The organism is Kitasatospora sp. NPDC058478, from assembly GCF_042720345.1.
Lineage (GTDB): Bacteria > Actinomycetota > Actinomycetes > Streptomycetales > Streptomycetaceae > Kitasatospora.
The window spans coordinates 21,295-37,315 of sequence record NZ_JBHXML010000071.1; the positions used below are offsets into that span (position 1 = coordinate 21,295).

General features: G+C 74.0%; 17 protein-coding genes. 12 read left to right on the forward strand and 5 right to left on the reverse strand.

The window, feature by feature from the left end; translation table 11 throughout:
• Positions 1-10: 10 nt before the first annotated feature.
• From ACFWPT_RS32150 to ACFWPT_RS32205, 12 genes are all read left to right on the forward strand, one after another.
• On the forward strand, positions 11-763 hold the full coding sequence (locus ACFWPT_RS32150) for an SOS response-associated peptidase (RefSeq protein ID WP_380486062.1): 753 nt from the start codon (positions 11-13) through the stop codon (positions 761-763).
• 73 nt (positions 764-836) lie between these two features.
• Positions 837-1,472, forward strand: a complete 636-nt coding sequence (locus ACFWPT_RS32155; RefSeq protein ID WP_063347884.1) for an alpha/beta family hydrolase — start codon at positions 837-839, stop codon at positions 1,470-1,472.
• 301 nt (positions 1,473-1,773) lie between these two features.
• Complete coding sequence (locus ACFWPT_RS32160) at positions 1,774-2,517, forward strand: sigma-70 family RNA polymerase sigma factor (protein ID WP_063351149.1); 744 nt, start codon at positions 1,774-1,776, stop codon at positions 2,515-2,517.
• Positions 2,514-2,921 carry a mycothiol system anti-sigma-R factor gene (gene rsrA, locus ACFWPT_RS32165; RefSeq protein ID WP_380379553.1) on the forward strand — a complete coding sequence of 136 codons (408 nt, stop codon included), beginning with the start codon at positions 2,514-2,516 and terminating at the stop codon, positions 2,919-2,921. The genes ACFWPT_RS32160 and rsrA overlap by 4 nt, the downstream gene beginning before the upstream one ends.
• Before the next feature lie 356 nt (positions 2,922-3,277).
• Entirely contained in the window at positions 3,278-4,726 is a 1,449-nt protein-coding gene (locus ACFWPT_RS32170; protein WP_380486064.1) for an HD-GYP domain-containing protein, read from the forward strand.
• A 23-nt stretch (positions 4,727-4,749) separates the two neighbouring features.
• Positions 4,750-6,081 carry an HD-GYP domain-containing protein gene (locus ACFWPT_RS32175; RefSeq protein ID WP_244293371.1) on the forward strand — a complete coding sequence of 444 codons (1,332 nt, stop codon included), beginning with the start codon at positions 4,750-4,752 and terminating at the stop codon, positions 6,079-6,081.
• Positions 6,082-6,409: 328 nt separating this feature from the next.
• Positions 6,410-7,402, forward strand: a complete 993-nt coding sequence (locus ACFWPT_RS32180) for a hypothetical protein (protein ID WP_063347881.1) — start codon at positions 6,410-6,412, stop codon at positions 7,400-7,402.
• Between the two features lie 83 nt (positions 7,403-7,485).
• The gene (gene def, locus ACFWPT_RS32185; protein WP_079135633.1) at positions 7,486-8,130 is read left to right on the forward strand and encodes a peptide deformylase; all 645 of its coding nucleotides are present in this window, start codon (positions 7,486-7,488) and stop codon (positions 8,128-8,130) included.
• A 324-nt stretch (positions 8,131-8,454) separates the two neighbouring features.
• Positions 8,455-9,171, forward strand: coding sequence for a two-component system response regulator CseB (cseB, locus tag ACFWPT_RS32190; RefSeq protein WP_363377176.1), 717 nt, complete (start codon positions 8,455-8,457; stop codon positions 9,169-9,171).
• A gap of 5 nt (positions 9,172-9,176) precedes the next feature.
• Positions 9,177-10,415: a sensor histidine kinase gene (locus ACFWPT_RS32195; RefSeq protein WP_380486067.1), complete on the forward strand. Its 1,239-nt coding sequence runs from the start codon at positions 9,177-9,179 to the stop codon at positions 10,413-10,415.
• A 155-nt stretch (positions 10,416-10,570) separates the two neighbouring features.
• Complete coding sequence (locus tag ACFWPT_RS32200; RefSeq protein ID WP_380342858.1) at positions 10,571-11,326, forward strand: ABC transporter ATP-binding protein; 756 nt, start codon at positions 10,571-10,573, stop codon at positions 11,324-11,326.
• A 30-nt stretch (positions 11,327-11,356) separates the two neighbouring features.
• Entirely contained in the window at positions 11,357-13,909 is a 2,553-nt protein-coding gene (locus ACFWPT_RS32205; RefSeq protein ID WP_380486070.1) for an ABC transporter permease, read from the forward strand.
• Between the two features lie 100 nt (positions 13,910-14,009).
• Here the strand turns inward: ACFWPT_RS32205 and ACFWPT_RS32210 are convergent, their stop codons facing one another.
• From ACFWPT_RS32210 to ACFWPT_RS32230, 5 genes are all read right to left on the reverse strand, one after another.
• Positions 14,010-14,291 carry a hypothetical protein gene (locus ACFWPT_RS32210; protein ID WP_380379541.1) on the reverse strand — a complete coding sequence of 94 codons (282 nt, stop codon included), beginning with the start codon at positions 14,289-14,291 and terminating at the stop codon, positions 14,010-14,012.
• Positions 14,292-14,479: 188 nt separating this feature from the next.
• Positions 14,480-14,899, reverse strand: coding sequence for a hypothetical protein (locus tag ACFWPT_RS32215; protein WP_380379539.1), 420 nt, complete (start codon positions 14,897-14,899; stop codon positions 14,480-14,482).
• Positions 14,900-14,975: 76 nt separating this feature from the next.
• Positions 14,976-15,212, reverse strand: coding sequence for a DUF397 domain-containing protein (locus tag ACFWPT_RS32220; protein WP_380381083.1), 237 nt, complete (start codon positions 15,210-15,212; stop codon positions 14,976-14,978).
• A gap of 93 nt (positions 15,213-15,305) precedes the next feature.
• Complete coding sequence (locus tag ACFWPT_RS32225; protein WP_380381081.1) at positions 15,306-15,542, reverse strand: hypothetical protein; 237 nt, start codon at positions 15,540-15,542, stop codon at positions 15,306-15,308.
• Between the two features lie 206 nt (positions 15,543-15,748).
• Positions 15,749-16,021 (reverse strand): Scr1 family TA system antitoxin-like transcriptional regulator, encoded by a 273-nt coding sequence (locus ACFWPT_RS32230; protein WP_380381079.1) that lies wholly within the window; start codon positions 16,019-16,021, stop codon positions 15,749-15,751.

Below are 16,021 nucleotides of genomic sequence, written 5' to 3' on the forward strand. Positions count from 1 at the left end.
GCTGGCCCGCATGTGCGGTCGCTTCGCAGCCAGTGGCAAGCCCGAGGACATCGTCGAGCTGTTCGGCGTCGAGCAGTGGGATCCGGCGGAAACGCTGGCCCCCAACTGGAACGTCGCCCCGACCACCAGCGCCTTCGTGGTGCTGGAGCGGGTGCCGAAGGGCCGGACGCGGCCGGTGCGCCAGCTGAGGGTGCTGCGCTGGGGCCTGGTGCCGCAGTGGTCGCGGTCGGCCGAGACGGCGGTGAAGATGATCAACGCCCGTTCGGACACGGTGCACGAGAAGCCCTCGTACCGGCAGGCGTTCGCCTCGCGGCGGTGCATCCTGCCGGTGGACGGCTACTACGAGTGGCAGACGGTGCCGGGCGAGCGCGGCAAGGCGCGCAAGAAGCCGTTCTTCGTGTCCCGGGCGGACGGCACCCCGCTGGCGCTGGCCGGGCTGTACGAGTTCTGGCGCGACCGGACGGTGCCGGCCGACCATCCGGCGGCCTGGTTGGTGACCTTCACCATCGTCACCACCGACGCCGAGGAGTCGCTGGCGCCGATCCACGAGCGGATGCCGCTGTTCCTCGACCCGGCCTCCTACGGCGAGTGGCTGGACCCGGGGCTGGACGACCCGGACGAGCTGCGCCGGCTGCTGATACCGCCGCCGCCCGGTGCGCTGCTGGCCACTCCGGTCTCGCCGGCGGTCGGCAGCATCCGCAACAACGGCCCGGAGCTGAAGGAGCCGTGGGCCGAGGCGGAGTACGAGACCACCCTGTTCTGATGTCTGAATGTTTGAAGTTCGACGATTGAGTCCTGACAGCTGAGGGAGCCTGAGCCGGTTGGAGCGACCGACGATGACCACCGAACTCGTCCCCACCGAGGTGGGGGACGCCCGGATCAGCTACCACCGGGCCGGTGCGCCGAAGGCGCTGCTGGCGCTCGGTCACGGCGCGGGCGGCGGGATCGAGGCCCGGGACCTGGTGGCGCTGGCCGCGGCGCTGCCGGCGCGCGGGATCACCGTGGCGCTGGTGGAGCAGCCCTGGCGGGTGGCGGGCAAGCGGCTCGCCCCGGCGCCGCGCACGCTGGACCGCGGCTGGACCCCGGTCGCCGGGCGGCTGGCCGGTCAGGGGCTGCCGCTGGTGGTGGGCGGGCGCAGCGCCGGGGCGCGGGTGGCCTGCCGGACCGGGGCGGCGAGCGGGGCGGTGGGGGTGGTGGCGCTGGCGTTCCCGCTGCACCCGCCGGGCCGGCCGGAGAAGAGCCGGGCGCAGGAGCTGCTGGAGTCGGGGGCGGCGACGCTGGTGGTGCAGGGTACGGCGGATCCGTTCGGCGGGCCGCAGGAGTTCCCGGAGCTGCCGCCCGGGCACGAGCTGGTGGCGGTGCCGTACGGCGGGCACGGTTTCGACGTGCCCAAGCGGGCGCCGGTGGGGCAGGACGAGGTGCTGGAGGCGATCTGCCGGGCGGTCGGGGACTGGGTGCTGCGGGTCGTCTGAGGCGGCGGGGGCGGCCGTGAGCGGGGGGTTTCCGCTCGATCACCCGTACGAGCGATTTCGGGGCGGGCGCGGGAATGCGGGCGGGGTCGGGGTGGTTGGCACTCTCGTCAGTACGATTCCCGGTTGAGAGGCAGGGCAGATGGGTTCGATCGCGTGCCCCGAGCGGTCAGAGCAGCGCGAGGCCGCCGCGGCGTTCGGCCCCGCCTGGTCCGACTGGATTGTCGCGGGCGAGAAGCCCGTCAGCCCGATATCCTCCATTTCGGGGCGGCCCGCCGTGGGTCGTGCCCGCCATGCCGAGGAGGTGGGTCCGGTCGTCGGGACCGAGCACGAGGCCGAGCCGGGCCGGGGCCCGGAGGAGGGCCAGCCCACGGGCGAGGCGCTCACCGGTGAGGAGCTGGCCGAGGCGATCGGTGAGGACACCTTCCGGGTGTCGGCACAGGAGAGCGAGGAGGCCCGGCGGGAGCGCTTCGAGCGCGACGCCCTGGGCTACCTGGATCCGATGTACTCGGCGGCGCTGCGCATGACGCGCAACCCCGCGGACGCGGAGGACCTGCTCCAGGAGGCGTTCGCCAAGGCGTACGCGTCCTTCCACCAGTTCCGCGAGGGCACGAACCTCAAGGCCTGGCTGTACCGCATCCTCACCAACACGTTCATCAACTCGTACCGCAAGAAGCAGCGCGAGCCCCAGCGCACGGCGGCGGAGGAGATCGAGGACTGGCAGCTGGCCCGCGCCGAGTCGCACATGTCGACCGGTCTGCGCTCGGCCGAGACCCAGGCGCTCGACCACCTCCCCGACAGCGATGTGAAGGACGCGCTCCAGGCCATTCCGGAGGAATTCCGGATCGCCGTGTACCTCGCGGATGTAGAAGGCTTTGCGTACAAGGAGATCGCGGACATCATGGGTACTCCCATCGGCACGGTGATGTCCCGGCTGCACCGCGGCCGCCGTCAGCTGCGCGGCATGCTGGAGGATTACGCCCGTGAGCGCGGGCTCGTCCCGGCCGGCAGCGGGGCAGGGCAGGAAGCGAAGGGCTCGGGCTCATGAGCTGCGGCGATCCGCACGACACGGAGTGTGGCGAGGTCCTCGACCACCTCTACGAATTCCTCGACAACGAGATGGCCGAGGGCGACTGCGCCAAGCTGCGGGTGCACTTCGAGGAGTGCTCGCCCTGCCTGAAGCAGTACGGGCTGGAGCAGGCGATCAAGGCACTGATCAAGCGTTCCTGCGGCTGCGACGACACCCCGGCTGACCTGCGCAGCAAGGTGCTGGCCAGGATCGACTCGATCCGGGCGGGGCAGCGTTCGGGCGAGCAGGTGGTGGTCGCCGTCGACACCACGGTCGAGTTGCACGTCGAGACGGACCGGTCGGCGCCGGCCGCCGGCGAGGCCCCGGAGGAGCCGACGGTCCGGCCCGGTGCCACCGTCGAGGCGGGCGCCCCGGCGGAGTAGCCGGGCGGCCGTTCAACGGTCGGGCGGTCGTTCAACGGCCGGGCGGAGCAAGCGGACGGGCCCGCCGGCGAGGGCGGGCCGAGCGGTCCGGACACGGAGTCAGACGGCCCCGGGAGCGTGCGCTCCCGGGGCCGCTCCCGTTGTGCTTGCGTGCGCCCCTCACTCGTTCGAGTGAGTTGGCGGTGCGCCAGCAGCGTCGTCGCGCCATCATGCGTCCTTGCGCCCGGGTGGCGGCCTATCCTCCTGACGGACGCTCACCGCCGGTCCGCCCGGCGAGCTGAGGCAACGCGGGCCCGGACGTCGGGGAGGTCGAGATCGCTATCGACGGCGAAGACGCGGCCCTGCCGGAGGGGGCGATGCGCTACCTGGTGGCCGTCCCGGTGGCGGCGCTGTGCTGCCTGCTGCCGTTGCTGCCGACCGGCGTGCCACCCGGGCTCCCGCGCTGGCTCGGCGCCCCGGTGGACTGGCCCAAGGTCGGGCTGTTGGCCTTCCTGCACGGCTGCTGGGAGTCGCTGGCCCAGGGCCTGCCGACGCCCTGCCTGCGGCTGGTCCGCCGGCTGCTGCGCCGACCGACGCCGCCCGAGCGGGCGCTCTCCCGCCCCGGGGTCAACGCCTTCTTCCCGGTGCTGTTCGCCGGCGTGCTGATGCTGCCGCCGGCCGCCGCCGCGCTGGTCGCGGTGCCCGCCGCGGTGCTCGGCGGCCCGGCCGGGCGCGGCTGCCGGACCCGCCAGCTGTGGAACGGCTCCCAGCTCGCGCTGTGCGCCTTCGCCTCCGCGGCGGCCTTCCACCTGCTGCACGGGCCGCAACTGCTGCTCGGCTCCCGCTTCCCGGCCGCGCTGCTGCCCGGCTTCGCCGCCGTCGTCACGTTCTGCCTGGTCAACGGGGTGCTGGTGGGCGCGATGCTGATGCTCGCGGAGGACCGCCGGCCCGTCGTGCTGCTGCGCGGGGCCGTCGCGGTGTGCGGGCTGCCGGTGCTGGTGCACGCGGCCGGCGGCCTGATGGTGGCCGTGCTCTGGCAGGGCCCGTACGGGGCGTTCGCGGCGCTGCTGGCGCTGCTGCCGCTGTCGATCTCGGCCTGGGTGTTCGCCCAGGGCCAGCGCGAGCGGGACGCCCACCAGGCCACCGTGCAGTCGCTGGTGCAGGCCGTGGAGATCAAGGACTCGTACACCCGCGGGCACAGCGAACGGGTCGGCCGGGCCTCGGTGCTGATCGCCGGTCAGCTCGGCATGGAGGCCGAGCGGCTGCGCACCCTGCGCTTCGCGGGGATCCTGCACGACGTCGGCAAGCTGGGCGTGGCCACCGAGTTGCTGCGCAGAAACGGTCCCCTCAGCGAGGCGGAGCGGCGGGCCGTCGAGATCCACCCGGTGTACGGGTACGAGCTGGTGCGCGGGATCGCCTTCCTCGGCGAGGCGCACGCCGGGATCCTGCACCACCACGAACGGATGGACGGCCGGGGCTACCCGAGCGGGCTGGTCGGCGAGCAGATCCCCGAGTTCGCCCGGATCATCTCGGTCGCCGACGCCTTCGACTCGATGACCTCCACCCGCTCCTACCGGCGCGGCCGCCCGGTCGCCGAGGCCGTGGCGGAGCTGGAGCGCTGCTCGGGCAGCCAGTTCGACCCGGTGATGGTCCGGGCCCTGATCGACGCGCTGGCCGGGCACGACTGGCAGCCGGTGCTGCCGCCGCCCGGGGACGGCATCCGGGCCGTCCCCGACATTCCGCTCGGGGTGCCCGAGCCGGCGCGGGCGGCGCCGGGCCGGGTGCCCGCGCAGGGCGGGAGCGTCCCCACGGCCGGGCAGCCGTGACCGCGGCCGGCCGGGAGGCCCGCGTGGTGCACGCGGCGGCGGCCGCGCTGCTGGTGTTCGCGGTGGGCGCGGTCGCGGTGCGCGGGGTGGCCGGGGCGAGGGTCGCGCTGGCGTTCACGGCGCTGATCGCGCTCGGCGAGTGCGTCCGGATCACCCTTCCGGGCGACCGCGAGCAGGCGCCGATCGGTGCGGCCGGCGCGCTGGCGTACGCCCTGCTCGGGCCGCTGCGCGGGGTGCCCACCGCGCACGGGATGCTCCAGGTGGTCGCGGTGACCGGCGTCGGCCTGCTGCTGGCCTGGCTGCCCGGCCTCGCACTGCCCTGGCTCAGGGCGTGCCGCCCGGGCCGGGGCCGGCCGGGCCTGACCCAGCGGGCCCGCCCCGGCCGCCCGCACCGGCGCCCGCCCTGGGCCGACCCGGCCCGGCGGGACAGCGCCGCCCGTCGGCTGCTCGGGGTCGGCTTCGCCGCCGCCGTCTTCCAGCCGCTCTACAACGGCGGACTGGTCGACCGCTTCTCGCCCGAGGGCCCGGCGTACGGGGTGTTCCTGACCGCCGTCGCCGCGCTGGCCGCGCTCTGCGACGCGACCCTGGCGGCGCTGCTGCGCCGGTCGGCGGCCGGCCTGGAGGGCGGGCTGAGGTTCCCGGCGGCGCTGGAGGACGAACTGCGCTCGCTGTTCGGGATCGGCTCGGCGATCGTCGCCACCGGGATGCTGGTCAGCCTGGCGGCCGGCGAGGTCGGGCTGTGGGCGCTGCCGCTGTTCTGCACCCCGCTGCTGCTCGCCCAGGTGTCCTTCCGGCGGGCCGCGGCGGTGCGGGCCACCACCGGGCAGACCATCGCCAGCCTGGCCCGGGCCACCGAGGTGGCCGGCTACACCCCGCACGGGCACGCCCGCCGGGTCGCGGACACGGCGTGCGCGCTGGGGCGCGAGCTGGGGCTGGGCACCCGGGAACTCGCCCTGCTGGAGTACGCGGCGCTGATGCACGACGTGGGCCAGCTGTCGCTGGTCGAGCCGGTGCCGGACGGCGCGACCGCGCTGCTGCCCTGCGCCGAGCAGCAGCGGATCGCCCGGCTGGGCAGCGAGGTGATCCGCCGCACCGGGGTGCCCCGGCAGGTCGCCGAGCAGGTCGCCCGGCTGGCCGATCCGGTGCTCGGCACGGCCGGCGGGGACGGCGCGGTGCCGCTGGCGGCCCGGATCATCCGGGTGGCCAACGCCCACGACGACCTGCTGACGGCGGCCCGCGGCCGCGGGGTCGGCGAGGCGGTGGGCCGGCTGGAGGCGCTGGAGGTGCTGCGGCTGGGGCGCGGCCGGGTGTACGACGCCCGGGTGGTGGACGCGCTGGCCCGGGTGGGCGGCTAAGGCCTGTCCAGGCGGGCTTGGACGCGGGCTTGGATGCGGGCTTGAGTTCGGCGGCTGACCCGGGCCCCGGCGGGGCGCCGCGGGGCGGACCGGCGGAGCGCCGCGGACCGGCGGGCCTGCGCCGGGGTTGAGGCGGGGCGGCCGGGCGGGCAGGCTGGGTAGGGGCGGCCCCAACCTCGCCGGTGGGGAGCGCGGGCGGGGGCGGGCGTGGTTGGATGCGGTCGTAGCGTGGAACACCGACCCGGGGCACCGTGCCCCGGACCCCCGCGGAAGTGGATCCGGACGCGGCGGTACGGGACTTGAGCGGACGACGACGGCAGGGACGAACGTGAGGATCTTCCACCGGGCACGGCACCGGCCGTCCGCCACCTGGCGGCAGACGACCGACCGGGCCTTCACGCTGATCGGCGACGGCCGCTACGAGGACGCCGGCGCGCTGCTGGTGATGGCCGCCGACCTGGAGCCCTGGCTGTCCGACTCCTGGTTCAACCTCGCCCTGCTGCACAAGTTCCGCCGGGACTGGGAGCAGGCCCGCTCGGCCGGGCTGCGGGCCGTCGCCCTGCTGGACCGCGAGCACGGCGCCCCCGACTGGTGGAACCTCGGCATCACCGCGACCGCCTTGCAGGACTGGCCGCTGGCCCGCCGCGCCTGGCAGGCGTACGGGCTGAAGCTGCCCGGCGGCCCGGGCGGGCAGCCGGACGGCCCGGTCAGCCTGGACCTCGGCACCACCCCGGTGCGGCTCTCCCCGGACGGCGAGTCCGAGGTGGTGTGGGGCCGCCGGCTGGACCCGGCCCGGATCGAGGTGCTGTCCATCCCGCTGCCCTCCTCCGGCCGCCGCTGGGGCGAGGTGGTGCTGCACGACGGTGCCCCGCACGGCGAGCGGGTCACCGACGGGGTCGCCTATCCGGTGTTCGACGAGATCGAGCTGTGGGCGCCGTCCCCGGTGCCGACCTACGTGGTGCTGCTCCAGGCCGCCACGGCGGGGGACCGGGACGCGCTGGAGCGGGTCGTCGCGGACGCCGGCTACGCGGCGGAGGACTGGACGTCCTCGGTGCGGCTGCTCTGCCGGGCCTGCTCGGAGAGCCGGATGGCTACGGACGACGGGCACACCGCCCACCACGACCCGCACGACGACGGCGACGCCGCGCACCCCGGACACCTCAGCCACCTCAGCCAGGGCGGGGAGGCCGGCATGTCCTGGCTGGTGGAGCGCGAGTGCGGGATCGCCGCGCCCGCCCTGCTGGTCCGCTCGCTGCTGGACCGCTGGGCCGCGGCCTCGCCCGGCACGCGGGCGTACCGCGATCTGGAGGAAGTCTGTTGAGCGCGCCGCTTACCCTTGAGCGGTGTACCCGGCGAGAGCCGAATACCTGGACCATTCTCGGAAGCGGAAGCGGATAAGCAGCGATGGCGGAGCAGCACGACCACCAGCACGACCACGACCACGACCAGGAGTCGGCGGCCGACGAGGCCCCGCTGAAGGTGGTCGGCGAGCAGCCGGACCTCTCCAAGGGCACCGCGCGTCCGATCACCGTGGTGGGCAACCCGGTCCTGCACCGCGAGGTCAAGGACGTCACCGCGTTCGACGGTGAGCTGTCCGCGTTGATCGACGACATGTTCCAGTCGATGTACGCGGCCGAGGGCGTGGGCCTGGCGGCCAATCAGATCGGCGTGGACCTGAAGGTCTTCGTCTACGACTGCCCGGACGACGAGGGCGTGCGCCACATCGGCCACGTGATCAACCCGAAGCTGGAGGAGTACCCGGCGGACCGCCGGCGGGTGCTGGACGACAGCAACGAGGGCTGCCTGTCGGTGCCGGGCGCGTACGCCGAGCTGCCCCGCCCGGAGTACGCGGCGGTGACCGGTGTGGACAAGGACGGCCGGCCGATCCGGGTCGAGGGCACCGGCTTCTTCGCCCGCTGCCTGCAGCACGAGACCGACCACCTGTTCGGCACCCTCTACATCGACAAGCTGTCGAAGCGGGACCGCAAGGACGCGCTGAAGCAGATGGCCGAGGGCACCGCGCGGTACGCGACCGTGGCGAACGACTGACGAACCGTCAAGGGCCGGGGCGCGACGGGCGTCCCGGCCCTTTGCGTTTCCGCTCTTGGCGTTCCCGCTCTTGACGCCTCCAGCGCTACCTGGCCCAGGGCCTGACCGCCGGGTCGGTCAAGGGGTGATCGGTGGCGGGTGCGGCGGGGGGTTCGTCGGCGGGTTTGTATCCGCCGGGTATCAGGGAGCGCGCGGCCTGACGTCGATGTGGGTGAGGAGGCCGGGGCGTCCGATATCTGCCGTATCGTGCCCTTGTCCGCCGCTGCCCGTCACCCGCCGCCGTCCGCCGCCGTTTGTCGCTGTCCGAGCAGGAGCCGTCCGCCCGTGTCCTCGCCCACGCCGCCCCCGCACCCCGTCCGCGTGCTGCTGGTCGAGGACGACGAGCTGATGCGCCGCTCCTTCACCGTCGCGCTGGAACGCTACGGCTACGGGATGCGCGCCGCGGCGGACGGCCTCACGGCGCTGGAGCTGTTCCGGGACGAGCAGTTCGACCTGCTGATCCTGGACGTGATGCTGCCCGGCCTGGACGGGATCGGCCTGTGCCGCAAGGTCCGGGAGACCAGCCTGGTGCCCGTCCTGATGATGTCCGCGCGCGGCGACGGCCTCGACGTCGTCGCCGGCCTGGAGGCCGGGGCGGACGACTACGTGGTCAAGCCCGTGGACACGTACGTGCTGGTGGCGCGCATCCGCTCGCTGCTGCGGCGGGCGACGTACGCGCCACCCGTCCCGGCGCCCTCGCCCGGAGCCGCCGACGGGGACGTCCTGGTGTTCGGGGACCTCACCGTCGACACCGCCGGAATGGAGGTGTCCGTCGGCGGGGCGCCGGTGGCACTGACCCCGACCGAGCTGAAGCTGCTGCTGGAGTTCGCCGCCCACCCCGGCGTCGTGCTGGAGCGGCACACCCTGCTGCGCAACGTCTGGGAGTACGGCTGGGACGGCGACAGCCGGGTCGTGGACCTGTGCGTGCAGCGGCTGCGCCGCAAGCTCGGCCGGGAGCGGATCGAGACGGTCCGCGGCTTCGGCTACAAGCTCAGGCGCTGAGAGCGGTGCACACGACTCCCCGGCCCGCCCGCGCGCCCCTGCGCTGGAAGATCGCCGCGCTGGCCGCCGCCACCGCCTGCCTCGTCGCGGCGGCGGTCGGGGTGCTGGTGCACCTGTGGACCGCGCACGACATCCGCAGCCGGGCCGAGGCGCAGGCCTTCAACGCCGTCTACTCGGCCATGGACGTCTACCGGCGCACCGGATCGCTGGCGGACGGCGCCGAACTCGACCCCGTAGACCTGCCCGCCGCCCTGCGCCACCCGGCCGACGGCGAACGGCACACGGCCTACGACGGGCACGCCGAAGGGAACTCGGGCCCGAGCTACTGGGCCGCCCAGCGCACCGGCGGGCCCGGCAGCCCAGTCCTCGCCATCCAGGTCAACCTGGCACCGCAGCTCTCCGACCTGCCCCGGCTGGACGCGGCGATGGCGGTGGCCTCGCTGGTCGCGCTCGCGGCGGCCACGCCGGCCGCGGTCTACGGGGCCGGACTGCTCGCCCGCCGGCTGCGGCGGGTCGCCGAGACGGCGGGACGGATCTCCGCCGGGGACCTCGACGCCCGGACCGGGCCCACCAAGGGCGGCGACGAAGTCGCCGACATCGCGGCGACGGTGGATCTGATGGCCGACAGCCTCGGCCGACGACTGCGCTCCGAACGGCAGTTCACCGCGGACGTGGCGCACGAGCTGCGCACACCGGTCGGCGGACTGCTGGCCGCCGTCGACCTGCTGCCGGCCGGCGAGACCGAGGACCTGATCCGGGCGCGGGTGCGGGACCTGCGCGGGCTGGTCGAGGACCTGCTGGAGATCTCGCGGCTGGACGCCGGGGCGGAGGAGGTGGCGCGGGCCCGGGTGCCGCTCGCGGCCGTCGTCCGGGAGGCCGTGCTGCGCACCGGGTTCGAGGCCGAGATCGCCGTGGCGGCGGAGCGGACGGTGGAGACCGACCCGCGGCGGCTGGAACGGATCGTCGGCAACCTCGTCGTCAACGCGCACCGGCACGGGGCCGCCCCCGTCCTGGTCACCGTCCAGGACCGTACGGTCGTCGTGCGCGACCACGGCCCCGGCTTCCCGCCGGACCTGCTGCGCCAAGGCCCGCGCCGCTTCCACACCGGCGCCGCCGAGCGTGGCACGGGCCACGGGCTGGGGCTCACCATCGCGCTGGGGCAGGCCCGGCTGCTCGGGGCGGAGCTGCGCTTCGACAACGCGGAGGACGGCGGCGCGGTGGCGACGCTGCGGCTGCCGGGCTGACCGCGGCAGTTGCTACGGGACTGCTGCGAAGCGGCGCGGGGACTGATACACGGCGGCGCAGGGGCCTGATACGTGCCCCGGACACCCTTCGAAGTGCACCGACTCGCACCTTGACCCGCACCTCGACTCGCGCCTTCGGACAGGAGCCACCCGTGATCGCCAACCCCCTTGCCCTGCAAGCGACCCCCGGGGTCGCGGCCGCCGTCGTCGACCTGACGAAGACCTACGGCGGCGGCGACACCCGGGTCACCGCCCTGGACCGGGTCAGCGTGGCCTTCCGGGAGGGCGAGTTCACCGCGATCATGGGCCCGTCCGGCTGCGGCAAGTCCACCCTGATGCACTGCGCGGCCGGGCTCGACACCCCCACGTCGGGGTCGGTGCGGATCGGCACGACGGAGCTGGGCGGCCTGGGCGACCGGCAGCTCACCCGGCTGCGGCGGGACCGGGTCGGCTTCATCTTCCAGGCGTTCAACCTGCTGCCCACCCTGACCGCGCTGGAGAACATCACGCTCCCGCTGTCGCTGGCCGGGCGCACGCCGGACCGGCAGTGGCTGGACCGGGTGGTGTCGATGGTCGGGCTCTCCCAGCGCCTCGACCACCGGCCGGCCGAACTGTCCGGCGGGCAGCAGCAACGCGTCGCGGTCGCCCGGGCGCTGGTCGCGCGGCCCTCGATCGTGTTCGGCGACGAGCCGACCGGCAACCTCGACTCCCGGGCCGGGGGCGAGGTGCTCGGCTTCCTGCGCGGCTCCGTCAGGGAGTTGGGGCAGACAGTGGTCATGGTGACCCACGACCCGGTGGCCGCCGGGTACGCGGACCGGGTGGTGTTCCTGGCCGACGGGCGGCTGGTCGACGAGATGGCGCACCCGACGCCGGACCGGGTGCTGGACGTCATGAAGTCCTTCGCCGGCTGACCCCGCACCCGCCACTTCCGAAAGCTGATCATGCTGACCACAGCCCTGCGCAACGTCCTGGCGCACAAGGCCCGGCTGCTCATGACCGTCCTCGCGGTCTGCCTCGGCGTCGCCTTCGTCTCCGGCACCCTCGTCTTCGCGGACTCGACCGCCGCCGTCCAGCGGGCGGCCGCGTCCCGCACCTTCGCCGACGTCGCGGTCAGCGTCACCGCGAAGGAGCCCGCCGCCACTCCTGACCAGCCGGGCGTGTTGACCGACGCGCTGGCGCGCAGGCTCGCGGACGTGCCCGGCGTCGCGGCGGTACGGCCGTCGGTCGACGGGAGCGCCACCTTGAACGCGGCCGACGGCAGGCCGCTGCGGGTCAAGCGGGGCACGAACCTCGCGGCTGCCTACGTCCCGGGGCGCGACGGCAAGGACGCCCGCTACCCCGTGGTCGAGGGGCGGGCCCCCGCCGGTGCCGACGAGATCGCCGTCGACCGGGGCACCGCGGCGGCCGGCCGGTACCGGGTGGGCGACACGATCACGCTCGCCACGGACGGCCCGGCCCTCACCGCGCGCCTGGTCGGCACCGTCACCACCGGGGACACCCGGGTCACGGCCGGCGGCACGCTCACCCTGTTCGACCGGGCCACCGCACAGCGGCTGTTCGCAACTCCCGGGAACTACACCAGCCTTGAAGTCTCCGCCGGACCGGGCGCCGGCCAGTACGAGCTGGCGGCGCGGATCGCCGCCACCCTGCCGCCCGGCGCGGCCGAGGTCACCACCGGACAGGCGCAGGCGGACCAACAGGCCCTCTACGTCGGCACGTTGACCCGGGGCTACCAGAAGCTGCCGATGGTCTTCGCCGGGGTGTCGCTGTTCATCGGCTCGTTCCTCGTGGTCAACACCTTCACCATGCTCGTCGCCCGGCGCACCCGGGAGATTGCCCTGCTGCGGGCGGTGGGCGCGACACGGCGCCAGGTGGTGCGCTCACTGCTGGCCGAAGCGGCGCTGGTCGGCGTCGTCGCGTCGATGGCGGGGTTCGCCCTCGGGCTCGGCATCGCGACCGTGCTGCCCGGACTGCTGAGCGGTGACGGGAACCAGGTGCCGAAGGGCCCGCTCGTCATCGGGCCCCGGCCGGTGGCGGCGGCCCTGTTCGTCGGGGTCGGCGTGACGGTGTCGGCCGCCTGGCTGCCGTCGCGCAGGGCGGCGCGGATCGCGCCGATCGAGGCGCTGCGGGCGGCGGCCGCGCCGCCCGGCGGGCGCTCACGGCTGCGTCCGATCGCCGGGGTGGGGCTGCTCGTGCTCGGCGCCGGCCTGCTGGCCGCGCTCGCGCGTTCGGCCGAGGACGCCTCCGAGGAGAACCTGCGCAACGCGATGCTCGGCTGCGGGGTCCTGGTCGTCGCCCTGATCGTGCTGGCGCCGACTCTCGCCGTCCCGGTGATCCGGCTGACGGGCCGCCTCACCCGGCGGTTCGGCGTCGCCGGCCTCCTGGCCCGGCAGAACGCGCTGCGCGACCCCCGGCGCACGGCGGCGACCGCCGCCACGCTGCTGATCAGCACGGCACTGGTCAGCGGGCTCGCCACCATCGGCCACTCCACCGGGCAGGCCCTCGACCGGCAGACGGCGGACGGGCTCGCGGCCGACTACGTGATCAGCACCGGCGACACCATGACCGGCATCGACCCGGCCGCCGTCCAGCGGGTGGCCGGCGCCCCCGGGGTGCGCGGCGCGAGCGCGGTCGCCGACTCCACGGCGGTCATCGGCGGCAAGGTACGCGAGATCTCCGGCATCGACCCGGCCGACGTAGAGCCGGACGGCGTCGGCCAGGTGCTGAAGCTCGACTTCGTGAGCGGCTCCGCGCAGGACCTCGGGCCCGGCCGGATCGCCCTCTCCAGCAGCGTCGCCCGGGAGACCGGAGTCAGCACGGGAGGCCAGGTCAACGCCCGCCTCGGCCGGAGCGAGGAGTTCACGCGGTACACCGTCGTCGGCATCTACCAGGACAACCCCACCGCCCACGGCGCGGTCGGCGCCCGGGCCGACGTGCAGAAGCACAGCTTCAAGCCCGGCTCCGTCCAGCGGATCCTCGTCCGGGGCGACGGCGTATCGGGGGAGGGGCTGCGGGCGGCGGTCGGCAACAACCCGCTCCTGAAGGTGCAGGACCGGGCCGAACTGGTGCGCGAAGCGGCGGGGACGATGGGCGACCTGCTGACGCTGATGTACGGGCTCCTCGGCATCGGCGTTGTTATCTCCGCCCTCGGCATCGTCAACACCCTGGCCATGTCCGTCACCGAACGGACGCGCGAGATCGGCGTCCTGCGCGCCATCGGCATGGAGCGTGGGGGCATCCGTCGGATGATCCGCCTGGAAGCCGTGACGGTCGCGGCGTTCGGCACCCTGCTCGGCCTGGCCGGCGGCCTGTTCGGCGCCTGGGCCGTCGGCGCGCTGGCCGGCGGCGCGGTCAAGCAGTACACGCTGGCCGTGCCCTGGGGGACCCTGGCCCTCCTCTGCCTCGCCTCCCTCACCATCGGAGCCCTCGCCGCCACCCTCCCCGCCCGCCGGGCAGCCACCCTCAGCCCGTTGGAGGCGGTCGGGGCGGCGTGAGCGACCGTCAGTGCTGGGTCGGACACCGGCTGTCCTGCCAGACCTGATCGGGGCACACGATCATGCGGTGGCCGGACCGGCGGCTATCGGACAAGGTTGCTCACTGGGCCCCGAGACGGCGCAGGACTGCGGACGCGGGGGTGCCCGGGGCGGTGCCGGCCTGGATGGCGGCGTGGATGCGGTCACCTTCCGGATCGCGGTAGAGCTGGGCTCGCAGCCACCAGCGCCGCAGGACGCCGCCGATCGTCGAGTCGTCAGCCTCGCCCATCTCCCGGTAGAACTCCATCCGTTGCGCCGACGGGAGCGCGGTGGCGACTGCGTTCTGGGTCCGCGGGATCGGCTGCTGGTCGTCGTGGTGGCCGTGCAGGGACGCTGCGCTCACCGTTCCTCCGGAAGTCTCGTGCGGGCGGGACCGGTGCCAGTGTCCTCCCTAGCCGGCCCGGCCGGTACCGGGGGCGTCACGAGAGTCCTGAGCTGGCGTTCCTTCCCGGCGAAGATTGACCGGTCTCGCCGAACGTGTTCCGGGGCCCGCCAGAAACTCCGGCGGGCCCCGGAGGCGGGGCGGCAGCGTCAGCCCGAGACCGGTGGTCGAGCGGTGTGCCGGGTCGGGCAAGGGATGTCCGGCCAGATCCTGTGGGGGCACGCGATCACGTAGTGGCCCGACCAGCGGCTGTCGGACACCCAGCGGGACCACACCACGTCTGCGGCACCCTCCAATTGCTCGATCGCGCAGAGTCGCCGTGCCTCGGTGGGAAGCCACGGATCGCCGCCCGGTGTGTGCTCCTCGTACCGTGCCGCAAGCCAGTCGGCTGCGTCGGCCGCCGTCTCCCAGGTGCCCCGGATCTGGGCGGTGGGCCGCAGCAGCCACCAGCCGGTCATCATCGGCGGGAGTTCCGAGAGGCCGAACCGTGCGGCCTCGATCGGGCGACGCTCCGGCTCCTTCGCCAGCAGTCGGCCGTCACCGGCCCACTCGTAGCCGTGGAAGTGCAACTGTGCTTCTCCTCGGAGCCGTTGAAGCCCCGGCCGCCCGCACGGGACTGCGGGCGGCCGGGGCTGTTCGGGGGGCTCAGACGGACAGGCCGAACCGGGCCGGGTCGATCCCGGCGTTGGTCAACTCCTCGGCGGTGAACAGCAACGGCTCGCGGTCAGGACGCTTGCTGTCGCCCAGGGCGTAGACGCCCCGCTCGACCAGGCCGAGGGTCACGCACGACTCGCCGTCATCGCCCCCGCCCTGGTTTCCGCCGCACGCGCGGTTGAACTCGACCCGGGAGAGGTCGAGTTCGTACAGGTTGTGGTCAGTCATCGCCTGCACCTTCCGGTATCGCTTCGGGGCAGCACGCAACGGCCCCGCCCCGCCCAGGACTTGGGCGGAAGACTCAAGGGGAGGGCCGGTCCGTCAACGCCACAGGTTGATGCGGGTGGTGAGCTGGTCGGCCGGCACCTGGCGCGGTGGGGTGTCCGGTTCGAACAGCGGCCGGACCAGCGCCCGGCCGTCCTGGGCGCCCACGATTTCGACCAGGCACCCGGTTGTCAGGTCCTTCCGGACTGGGTTGTTGTCGATCCGCTCCATGAGTTCCGCGTGTGTACGGCGGCGTGTGGTGCCGGGCGGCTGTGCGGAACCGTCAGTGGGCATGGAGCGCTCCTGTGGCTCTCGAATCATTTCGGCGAGTCACCAAAATACCGGGGCGTTGGGGTTATTCCTGCATGCTTTCCTGTTCCCTAGAGAACTCTTCACGGCCCATTTCAGGTGGCCGCTCCGGATGCGTGTGCAGGAAGTCGGACTGGCCGACTTCCTGCGCCGCGAAGGTCCGCTGGGGTCATTCCTGCCGGGTGGCTCGGCTATTGGCAGAGACCCTGCGGTGTCTGCCGCTCAAGTTTCTTGGCGATGACCTTCGAGTGATCACCGGGGATGTGGGCCAGACTGGCGTTGACGTACTCCGGCGTCGAGAGCAGTCCGGTGATCATGGTCGGCAGGAAGTAGCGGAGTTCCGTCGAGGTCCGCTCAAGGGTTGCCAGCTCAACCTGCTTCTTTTCTGCGCCGTTTCGGCGGAGGGTTCTGGCGTCCTGCCACTCTGGGCCCGCGATCCGCGCTGAATCCGATCTGTTGTCCAT

What these genes read in the sequence shown, in the direction of transcription:
- ACFWPT_RS32150 (WP_380486062.1), top strand. Translation starts at nt 11, where the DNA reads ATGTGCGGTCGCTTCGCAGCCAGTGGCAAGCCCGAGGACATCGTCGAG.
- ACFWPT_RS32155 (WP_063347884.1), top strand. Translation starts at nt 837, where the DNA reads ATGACCACCGAACTCGTCCCCACCGAGGTGGGGGACGCCCGGATCAGC.
- rsrA (WP_380379553.1), top strand. Translation starts at nt 2,514, where the DNA reads ATGAGCTGCGGCGATCCGCACGACACGGAGTGTGGCGAGGTCCTCGAC.
- ACFWPT_RS32170 (WP_380486064.1), top strand. Translation starts at nt 3,278, where the DNA reads ATGCGCTACCTGGTGGCCGTCCCGGTGGCGGCGCTGTGCTGCCTGCTG.
- def (WP_079135633.1), top strand. Translation starts at nt 7,486, where the DNA reads ATGGCGGAGCAGCACGACCACCAGCACGACCACGACCACGACCAGGAG.
- ACFWPT_RS32205 (WP_380486070.1), top strand. Translation starts at nt 11,357, where the DNA reads ATGCTGACCACAGCCCTGCGCAACGTCCTGGCGCACAAGGCCCGGCTG.
- ACFWPT_RS32220 (WP_380381083.1), bottom strand. Translation starts at nt 15,212, where the DNA reads ATGACTGACCACAACCTGTACGAACTCGACCTCTCCCGGGTCGAGTTC.
- ACFWPT_RS32225 (WP_380381081.1), bottom strand. Translation starts at nt 15,542, where the DNA reads ATGCCCACTGACGGTTCCGCACAGCCGCCCGGCACCACACGCCGCCGT.
- ACFWPT_RS32230 (WP_380381079.1), bottom strand. Translation starts at nt 16,021, where the DNA reads ATGGACAACAGATCGGATTCAGCGCGGATCGCGGGCCCAGAGTGGCAG.